This window comes from Mycobacterium sp. TH-M11 (genome assembly GCF_057473725.1).
The window spans coordinates 1-9,812 of sequence record NZ_JBYCLD010000054.1; the positions used below are offsets into that span (position 1 = coordinate 1).

6 protein-coding genes and 1 pseudogene are annotated in these 9,812 nt (G+C 67.2%); 4 read left to right on the top strand and 3 right to left on the bottom strand.

Annotated elements, in window-relative coordinates; genetic code table 11:
• Window positions 1-417 (top strand): annotated as a pseudogene (locus AC2VOG_RS02055) (glycine dehydrogenase (aminomethyl-transferring)); the annotation flags it as partial.
• Between the two features lie 14 nt (window positions 418-431).
• On the opposite strand, the gene AC2VOG_RS02060 reads toward AC2VOG_RS02055, so the two are convergent.
• From AC2VOG_RS02060 to AC2VOG_RS02070, 3 genes are all read right to left on the bottom strand, one after another.
• Window positions 432-2,012 carry a hypothetical protein gene (locus tag AC2VOG_RS02060; protein WP_486938252.1) on the bottom strand — a complete coding sequence of 527 codons (1,581 nt, stop codon included), beginning with the start codon at window positions 2,010-2,012 and terminating at the stop codon, window positions 432-434.
• Between the two features lie 186 nt (window positions 2,013-2,198).
• A complete protein-coding gene (locus tag AC2VOG_RS02065; protein ID WP_486938253.1) occupies window positions 2,199-4,136 on the bottom strand; it encodes a substrate-binding domain-containing protein in 1,938 nt (645 codons plus the stop codon).
• Between the two features lie 75 nt (window positions 4,137-4,211).
• Window positions 4,212-6,398, bottom strand: a complete 2,187-nt coding sequence (locus AC2VOG_RS02070) for a malate synthase G (RefSeq protein WP_486938254.1) — start codon at window positions 6,396-6,398, stop codon at window positions 4,212-4,214.
• Between the two features lie 320 nt (window positions 6,399-6,718).
• Between AC2VOG_RS02070 and egtA the strand changes: the two genes are divergently transcribed.
• From egtA to AC2VOG_RS02085, 3 genes are read left to right on the top strand one after another with little or no spacing between them, the layout of a single operon-like run.
• Window positions 6,719-7,999: an ergothioneine biosynthesis glutamate--cysteine ligase EgtA gene (egtA, locus tag AC2VOG_RS02075; protein ID WP_486938255.1), complete on the top strand. Its 1,281-nt coding sequence runs from the start codon at window positions 6,719-6,721 to the stop codon at window positions 7,997-7,999.
• 47 nt (window positions 8,000-8,046) lie between these two features.
• On the top strand, window positions 8,047-9,396 hold the full coding sequence (locus AC2VOG_RS02080; protein ID WP_486938256.1) for a sugar porter family MFS transporter: 1,350 nt from the start codon (window positions 8,047-8,049) through the stop codon (window positions 9,394-9,396).
• The gene (locus tag AC2VOG_RS02085; RefSeq protein ID WP_486938257.1) at window positions 9,287-9,781 is read left to right on the top strand and encodes a DUF222 domain-containing protein; all 495 of its coding nucleotides are present in this window, start codon (window positions 9,287-9,289) and stop codon (window positions 9,779-9,781) included. The genes AC2VOG_RS02080 and AC2VOG_RS02085 overlap by 110 nt, the downstream gene beginning before the upstream one ends.
• Window positions 9,782-9,812: the final 31 nt, after the last annotated feature.

Genomic DNA, 9,812 nt, shown 5'->3' on the forward strand with positions numbered 1-9,812 from the left:
ACCAAGTCGACCGGCGTCACCGTCGACGATGTGGCAAAACGGTTGGCGGATTACGGATTTCACGCCCCGACCATGAGCTTCCCGGTCTCGGGCACGCTGATGGTCGAACCGACCGAGAGCGAGAGCCTGGCCGAAGTCGACGCGTTCTGCGACGCGATGATCGCCATCCGCGGCGAGATCGACAAGGTCGGCGCGGGCGAGTGGACAGTGGAGGACAATCCGCTGCGCGGCGCGCCGCACACCGCCGAGTGCCTGCTGGTGGACAAGTGGGAGCACCCGTACACCCGTGAGGTAGCGGCGTACCCGTTGGGCAAGGACTTTCGGCCCAAGGTGTGGCCTCCGGTGCGCCGCATCGACGGCGCCTACGGTGATCGCAACTTGGTGTGCTCATGCCCGCCGGTGGCGGCCTACAGCTGACGGACGCGCCTGAGCTACATCCCCAGTGCGGTCAGGATCTGCTGCGGCACGGTGTCGACCAGTTCGGTGACCAGCCCGCCGATTGGCTGCACGCTGACCTCGGCGATGTTGCCCAGCCCGAGGTCGCCCAGCAAGCCGCTCAGACTCAGGTCGGTCAGGCCGGTCAGGTCGCTGAGGTTCAACGGCAGATTGGACAGGCCGAGATCGCCCAACAGCGTTCCCAGATTCACAGTGTTGAGCAGGCTGGTGACCCCGGTGTCGCCGAGCCCAAGGTCACTCAGCAGGCCGCTGAGGGTGAGGTCAGTGGTCGACGACGAGAAGCCCAGGTCTCCGAGAATCCCGCCGATGGTCAGGTTGCTGCCGATGCCGGTGACGCCCAGGTCACCCAGTAATTGGGCAATCGATGCGTCGAGCGTCTGACCGCCGAGTAGATCGCCGACGGTGATGCCGTTCAAGGCGGTCTCGAGACTGCTCACACTCAGAAGATCGTTGACGTTGAGCCCGAGGGTTCCGAGGAGCGTCGCCACGACGGAGTTATCGGCAAGCGGGCCGAGGAGTGTGCCGAGCACGCCGTTGAGATCGGTGACGACACCGTTGAGCAGTCCGGACGGCAACGTGGCCAGCAGCGAGCCCAGTGAATCGTTGACCAGCGAGCCGAAGCCCAAATCGGTCAGCAGACTGTCCAGACCCAGGTTGACGTTCCCGTCGATGCCGAATGCGCCGAGCACGGTGGACAGGCTCAGGTCGCTCAGGTTGACGTTGCCGTCCAGGCCCAGGTCGCTCAGGATGTTGGTCAGGCTCAAGCTACCGAGTCCGAGGTTGCCGAGCCCGAGGTCGCCGAGCAGCCCGCTCAGGGTCGGGTTGCCCAGCAGTGTGCCCAGGCCGTCGTTGCTCAGGTTCAGGGCGCTGAACAGGTCGCCCAAATTTGCGATGTTGCTCAGGTTCAGGCCGCTCAGGCTCAGGTTCCCCAAGCCCAGGGCGTTCAGCAAGTCCGGCAGGTTGAGGTCGATGCTCACCGATTGTTCGGGCGCGAGAATGCCGTTGAAGCCGGCGATGTTGATGGCGCCGTTGAGCAGACTGATGTTGTCCTGGCCGTTGAGGTAACCGTTGAGGATGGTGCCCAGAGCCTCGTACGGGTTGCTGGTCAACTCTGGCAGGACGCTGCTGATCGCGTCGAACGTGGTGGCGGTCGACCCGAGCTCGGCAATCGCGAGCTCGAGCCCCGGCGGCAACTGCACCGAGATGGTGCCGGGCAGCGAGGTGAGATGCGTGGTGACGGTCGGAGTGAGGTCCGACAGCGCGCCGATCACGCCGGACGGATTTGTCGTGAGCTGGCTGAAAACTTCCGAGATCGCTTGCGAATCCGCGCCGCTGACGATGCTGTCATAGTTGGCCGTCGTGTTGGCGATGAGCTCAGACCACGCGTCGACCAGCTTCACCGACCGCGCCTGGATCTCGGGAAGCGGCGCGGCCACCGGGGTGACAGCGATGATGCTGGCACCGACGAGGGCGACCCCGGCGGTGGCATACGGACGAAGTACCTGCTGCATGGCCCCCAACTCCTTCAGCGGCGACGTGAATGTGACTCGTGTCACAACCCTGACCTGGACATTAACTAGGGAAAGCGTTAGGCGCAAGCTAAATGCCTCAGTGGAAATTGAGTGTCATCACAGATAGAACCCGTAGGCACCTATCCAAATCAAATTTTTTCCACAGCTTCAGGGCGATTCATGCACAACTCATGCACAGATCATCCGGTGTACTGGATGTTCTCTGCTCTATCAGCTCAGGAAGCCGGCCACCGCGGCGGCCAGGTCCGGGGACGCCGATGTTGCCAGGTTTTGGTACCTGCCACCCGACAGCTTCGCGACGGCCTCCCACGTGCCCCGGTCGGAGTCGGACCCGAAGTCGATGACGTTGATCGCGACCGGCTTGGCCGGGTCGGCGCTCTGCTTGATGAACTCCTGCAGGCCCTCGCCGCCGAGACTCTTGTCGGTGTGCGGGCCCGCCGTGATCACCAGCACCGAATTCGCCAGTCCGGCATGGAAATTGGCTTGCGCATTCTGATAGATCAACCGCAGCGTGGTGAAGGACACCGCTCCGCCGGACGATGCGTGCTGTCGATCGAGCACCGCGGTCAGCTCCTGGGATCGGGGCTTGCCGTCGACCTGATCGCCCAGCGGACCGGCCGGCACCTCGGAGCGGCCCTCCTTGCCGTCGAATGTCCACAACCCGATCACAGCATTGGGCGCCAACGCCTTGATCCGGTCGTCGAGCGCGCTGACCACGTTGCCCAGCCGGGTCTTGCCGCCTTCCTCGGTGGTCATCGACTGCTCGAGCATGATGATCGCCGCGGGCGCGCTGACCTGACCCGACACGGTATTGGCCAGCGCGGCGCGTGTCGCGTCGTCGCCGACCGACAGGGTCGACGGGAAAGAGGGGAAGGTGGTCACGTCGCTCTTCGGCGTCTTGGTGCCCTCGGCGCGGAACCCGGCCTTCGCCAACTCGGCCAGCTGGTCGGGTTTGTGCATGAAGCGGGCGAACTCGCTGGCCGCTGTCACCTGCTCCTGCGACAGCCAGGATCCGCTGAGCAACACAGTGGGGTAGTCGGCGACCGCGGCCGGGCCCGGCGGCAGCCACGCGCTCAACGTGCCACCGGCGTCGGGTTGTGACTGCCCACGCGCGAATACCTGCTGTTCGGTCGTGACCACCGCGTGTACCGGTGCGGTCGCCGCGTCACCGGTCTTGAGTAGCGCATCCATCGCCTCGCCCAGCGAGGTGTTCGCAAGCTTGGGTTGTCCAGCGATCAGTGTGCGCACCGCGGCGCTGCCGTCGGTGGGCGGGGCGCCGGGCGGGGCCGATTCCGCCGCCACCGCCTCACCGGCCAGATATGCGGCATCGCTGTTACCGCCCAGCGGTAGCGCCAGGCGTAGCGACCCCCACGACGGCAGCTTCAGCCCTGCCATCGAGTCGGGTTTGGTCTGCAGATCGGGCAGCGTCGACCACTTCTGGTCGGCCAGTGCTTTGTCAAGCTCCGGCCGCACGGCGAGCACCACGGGCGAGGTGACCAGCGATCGGCTGTCGCTGACCGTCTCCTTGCCCGCCGCGGCGGTGAGTCGGGCTGCGGACACCGAACTGCCCGGGATCCACAGCGCTGGTCGCTGACCCAGTTCGCCGGGCCAACTGCCGATGAAGCCGTCGACCACCGCGTCGGAGCCGGCGGATTTGACCCCGATGGCGACACAGTGGTCGCCCACCGGTGCGGATTGGCCATTGAATCGGTCGGCGAAATGCTGCACCTGGTCGGAGATCGACGGGTCGGTGATCACGGCGATCGGCAGCTTTTCGCCGACGCATCGTGCGCTGTGCGACCGGTTGGACAGCGCGTCTCCGAAGAAACGCCACAGGATGACCACGCCCACCACGACCACAACCGAGATCAGGGCGGCGATCACGCCGACACTGACGCCGCGCCGCCCGCCCTCGTTGCGATGACCACCGCTGAAACCGGGAAGACCGCGATGGCCGCCAATCGGCGGTCCCGGGGGCGGGGCCGGTGGGTCGAGGTCGCGCCGCGGGAAGTCCGGAAAGTCGTCCGATGGATCGATATCGGCGGCGGGCAGATCCTGCTCCGGCCGATCCGACGTCGCGAACTCGTCGGGATGGTCGTCCGAGGGCTCGTCGATCGGTTCGTCGTCGGGAGCTCTGTGCCTACCCATGCCGGTCCTCTCCTGAACGCCGGAGGTGCCTGCAACCGCTAGTCATCGGTGTGGCCGAGCTTTCCCGAACCGACGTCACCCTCGAGCGCGAGCCTTGAACTCGCGCCGACGCCGATGCAGGATCGGCTCGGTGTAGCCGCTGGGCTGCTGAGCGCCCTGCAGAATCAGTTCCTGGGCAGCTAGGAACGCGATGCTGTCATCGAAATCGGGAGCCATCGGCAGATACCCGGAGGCGCCGGCGTTCTGCTCGTCCACCAACGGAGCCATCCGCTCCAGGCTAGCGCGCACATCCTCCTCGGTAATGACGCCATGCCGCAGCCAATTGGCCAGCAACTGGCTGGAAATCCGCAGCGTGGCACGGTCTTCCATCAAAGCCACATCGTGAATGTCGGGAACCTTCGAGCAGCCGACGCCCGCGTCGATCCACCGCACCACGTAGCCCAGGATCGACTGGCAGTTGTTGTCGACCTCCTCGCGGATCTCCTCCGGCGCCCAGGCCAGCTCCTTGGCCAGTGGGACCGTCAGCAACTCGTCGATGGTGGCGCGTTTCTTTCCTTCGAGCTCGTCCTGCACCGAGGCGACGTCGACATAGTGGTAGTGCATCGCGTGCAGCGTGGCCGCAGTCGGTGAGGGCACCCACGCGGTGGTGGCGCCCGCCTTGGGCTGGGCGATCTTCTGCTCCATCATGTCGGCCATCAACTCGGTCATGGCCCACATGCCCTTGCCGATCTGCGCCTTGCCCTTGAAGCCGGCCGCGAGCCCGGTGTCGACGTTGTTGTCCTCGTAGGCCTTGATCCAGGTGGTGCTCTTCATCGCGCCTTTGCGGATCATCGGACCCGCCTCCATCGAGGTGTGGATCTCGTCGCCGGTGCGGTCCAGGAACCCGGTGTTGATGAACACGACCCGGTCGGCAGCGGCCTTGATGCAAGCCTTGAGGTTGACGGTGGTGCGACGTTCCTCGTCCATGATGCCGACCTTCAACGTCCCTTGCGGCAGGCCCAGGACGTCCTCGACGCGGCTGAACAGCTCGCAGGTGAACGCGACTTCTTCGGGCCCGTGCATCTTGGGTTTGACGATGTAGACCGAGCCGGTGCGGCTGTTGGTCAGCGGCCCGTTTCCGTCGCCGGCCTTGAGGCCGTGAATCGCGGTCAGCCCGGTGAACAGCGCGTCCTGAATACCTTCGAACACCTCGTTACCGCCCGAATCGACGATGGCGTCGTTGGTCATCAGGTGACCGACGTTGCGGACGAACAGCAGGCTGCGCCCGGGCAGGGTCAGCTCACCGCCGTCGGGCGTCTGGTAGGTGCGGTCCTGGTTGAGGACGCGGTGGATGGTCTTGCCACCCTTGTCGACCTCTTCGGACAGGTCGCCCTTGTTCAGGCCCAACCAGTTGCGGTAGCCCAGCACCTTGTCGTCGGCGTCGACCGCGGCGACCGAATCCTCGAAGTCCATGATCGTGGTAATCGCCGACTCCAGGACGACGTCTTTGATGCCGGCCTTGTCGGTCTTGCCGATCGGCGACTCGGGGTCGATCAGGATCTCGAGGTGCAGGCCGTGGTTGACCAGCAGCACCGACCAGCTGGGGGAGCCGAGGTCACCGGTGTAGCCGACGAACTTCTCCGGGCTCGCCAGCCCGACGGACCCCTCGGCGGTGGCGACCTTCAGCTGGGTGTCCTCGACGCTGAGCCCGGTGATGTCGGCCCACGATCCCGACGCCAGCGGAACCGCCTCGTCGAGGAATGTGCGCGCGTAGGCGATGACCTTGTCGCCGCGGACCCGGTTGTAGCTGGTGCCCTTCTCGGCCCCGTCGCTCTCTGGGATGACGTCGGTGCCGTACAGCGCGTCATACAGCGAGCCCCACCGGGCGTTGGCGGCGTTCAGCGCGAACCGCGCGTTGAGCACGGGCACCACCAGCTGCGGCCCGGCCGTCGTGGTGATCTCGTCGTCGACTCCGGCGGTGGTGATGGCGAAGTCGGCGGGTTCGGGCAGCAGATATCCGATTTCGGTGAGGAATTCGCGATAGGCCTCGGGGTCCAGCGGCTCGATGACGTGCTGGCGGTGGTACTTGTCGATCTTCGCCTGCAACTGATCGCGACGCGCCAGCAGCTCCTCGTTCTGCGGCTGCAGGTCGGTGACGACCTTGTCCACACCGGCCCAGAAGCTGTCGGCGTCTATGTCGGTGCCGGGCAGAGCCTCGTTGTTGACGAAGTCGTACAGCACGCGGGCGACACGCAGGTTTCCCACCGACACGCGATCAGTCATCTTTTTCCTCCGGACTTACCTATCGAAATCACATCGCAGCCTACCGGCCAGTCGGCTACCTACTCGTAACCGGCAACCTGCAGCAGCAGGTCGCACCGCTCCGGCAGCGCAGCCCGCAACGGCGCGGCGCGACTGGCGATGGACGGCGTTACGCGTGCGGACGGCGCTTACTCGCATTGAGGCAGCCGCGCACGCCCCGCACACCCATGCGCATGACTGCCCTGCTGCAGCGGGTTAGTCGCGGACCCAACCGTCGCGCACGCTGCCACGAATGCACGGTAACCCGCGATGTTCCGGTCCGGGTCAGGAGGGATCAGGGGATGGCGTCTGCTGCAGCGTCGGGGCTGGACCGGGTGAACGGGGCCGACAGCGAACTGACCAGCTCGGCCGAGGCCGCGCGCTACATCGCCGACAGCTGTCTGACCGACGCCCCGCTGGGCCGGGTCGGACTGGAGCTCGAGGCACACTGCTTTGACCTGCGCGAGCTGCGCCGCCGGCCGGACTGGCACGACATCACCCAGGTCGTGGCATCGCTGCCGGAATTGCCGGGCGGAAGCGCGGTCACCGTCGAACCCGGCGGCGCGGTGGAACTGTCCGGCCCGCCCGCCGAGGACGTCCTGGTGGCGATCGAGGCGATGCGCAGCGACCAGGCGGTGCTGCGCACGGCGTTTTGGCGGGCCGGGCTCGGATTGGTGCTGCTGGGCACCGACCCGCTGCGCCCGGCCCGGCGGATCAACCCGGGCGCCCGCTATCGCGCGATGGAACGGTTCTTCACCGCCAGCGGCGCCGACGCGCCCGGCGCGGCGATGATGACGTCGACAGCCGCGGTGCAGGTCAACCTCGACGCCGGACCGCGATCCGGCTGGACGGCGCGGGTGCGGCTGGCCCACGCACTGGGCCCGACCCTGATCGCCGTCGCCGCCAACTCCCCGCTGCTGCGCGGAAGGTTTTCCGGCTGGTGCTCGACCCGCCAGCGCATCTGGGGTCAGCTGGACTCCGCACGGTGTGGACCGTTCCTGACCACCGGCGGCGACGACCCGGGCACGGCCTGGGCCCGCTATGCGCTCAAGGCGCCGGTGATGCTGGTCCAGGGCGCTTCCGCCGGCGGCGCCGTGCCGGTCACCCGCCGGGTGCCCTTCGCCGAATGGGCCGACCGGCGCATCCCGCTGGGCGGACGCTATCCGACCACCGCCGACCTGGACTACCACCTGACGACGCTGTTCCCGCCGGTCCGCCCCCGCGGCCGGCTGGAGATCCGCTACCTCGACGCGGTGCCCGACCACCTGTGGCCCGCGTTGGTCGGCGTCCTGGTCGTCCTGCTGGACAACCCGACCGCCGCCGACCTGGCCGCCGAAGCGGTTCAACCCGTCGCCGGCTACTGGGGCACTGCGGCCCGGGCCGGGCTGTCCGACCGTCGGCTTTACCAGGCCGCCAACCGCTGCCTGGCCATCGCCGCCCACTACGCCCCCACCGCGCTGCACGACCCGATAGCGCGGCTCGTCGACGCCGTCGAGCAAGGCCGCTGCCCCGCCGATGACCTCGCCGACGAAGTCATCGACCGCGGCATCGCTCCGACCATCACCCGGCTGGCGTCGCGGTGAACCGGATCGGTGAGCTACGACGTACGCACCGCGGTTTGCTGGTCGGCATGACGGCGGTGAGCATCGGCCTGATCTCCGGCTACGACGTCACCAGCATCGGTGGCGCACTGCTGTTCATCACCGACGAGTTCAACCTGACCGCCCACCAACAGGAACTGGTGACGGCGGCGTTGGCGGCCGGCGACATCGGCGGGGCCCTCGTCGCCGGTGTGCTCGCCAATGCCATCGGACGCAAAGCGTCGCTGACCCTGGTGGTTGCGTCCTATGCGGTGTTTGCGGTGCTCGACGCGGTATCGGTGTCGTGGGCGTCGCTCGTTGCCGCACGGCTGCTGGCGGGCCTGGCCATCGGGGTGTCGTTCGTGGTGGTACCGGTGTTTCTGGCCGAGACGGCACCGGCCAGGGTGCGCGGCGCGCTGCTGGTCAGCTACCAGGCCGCCAACCTGGTCGGCATGGTCGGCGGCTACCTCACCGCCTACCTGCTGGGCGGTTCGACCGGCTGGCGGTGGACGCTGGGACTCGCTGCCGTGCCCGCCGTGATGTCGTTGCTGCTGTTGCGTCGGGTAGACGACAGCGCCCGGTGGTACCTATTGAAAGGCCGCACCGCCGACGCGCGACGGGCCTTGCGGCGGGCCGAGCCCGACGCCGACGTGGAGGCCGAACTCGCCAAAATCCGCCAGGCCATCGACGAGGTGCGGCACGGCGTCAACGCGCTCACCGAGATGGTGCGGGCACCGCATCTACGCGCCAGCGTCTTCGTCGTCACGCTCGGTTTTCTGGTCCAGATCACCGGCATCAGCGCGATCGTCTCGTATTGCCCGCGCCTGTTCGAGGCGCTGGGCCTGCACGGTGACTTCGCGCTGCTGGTGTTGCCGGCACTGATCCAGGCGGTGGGCCTGATCGCCGTCTTCGCCTCGCTGGTGCTGGTGGACCGGGTGGGCCGGCGGCCGGTTCTGCTGTTCGGGATCGCCGTCATGATCGTCGCCAACCTCGTACTGATCGGCTCTTTCGCGCTCAGCCGGCCGTCGGGTGGAGTGCCGGCGCTGGTCGGGGTTTTCGGTGTGCTGCTGTTCACGCTGGGCTTCAACGCCGGCTTCGGGCCCCTGGCCTGTGTGTACGCCGGCGAAAGCCTGCCGTCGCGGCTGCGGGCGATCGGATCGGCGGCCATGCACACGTCCAATCTGGTTGCCAACGCGATCGTCGCCGCCGTCTTCCTCACCCTGCTCCATTCGCTCGGTGGTGCTGCGACGTTCGCCATCTTCGGCCTGTTGGCCTTGGTCGGCTTCGTCTTTGTCCACCGGTTCGCCGTCGAGACCAAGAGCACGCCACTCGAGGACATCCGGCATACCTGGGCGCGCGGCGAGGCACCGTCTGTGGATCCGCCCGTTTTGCACGCGTAGTAGCCTGGCCGATCTCGCCGATTGCGCGCGTCCGCTGTTTGTCCACGGTTGCGGTGTTGCTCGGCGTCGTGCGCGGCCGCGGTTCGGGGGACCCGGCTCGCTGGCCGAACTCACCGCCGCCATCGGCCGCGTCGGAGCACACCCTGCTGCCGAGCGCGACGTGATCCGCCGGGCCGCCCACGCCCCCAACCTGGCCGTCTTCGACGACCACCATTACCGCCCGCTATACCTGGGCCGCGCCAACCGCATCGCCAACCCCGACCAACGCATCACGCTGCTGGCCCGCGGCGGCGCAACCGACATCACCAAGCTCAGGGCGCTCTGGTGGCTGGCTGTCCGCTTGCCGCCTTCTGTATACCCCTGCTGGGCGTCGAGTGTGCACTGACGGCTTCGAGTGTGCGCAAGGGGCGGGATTT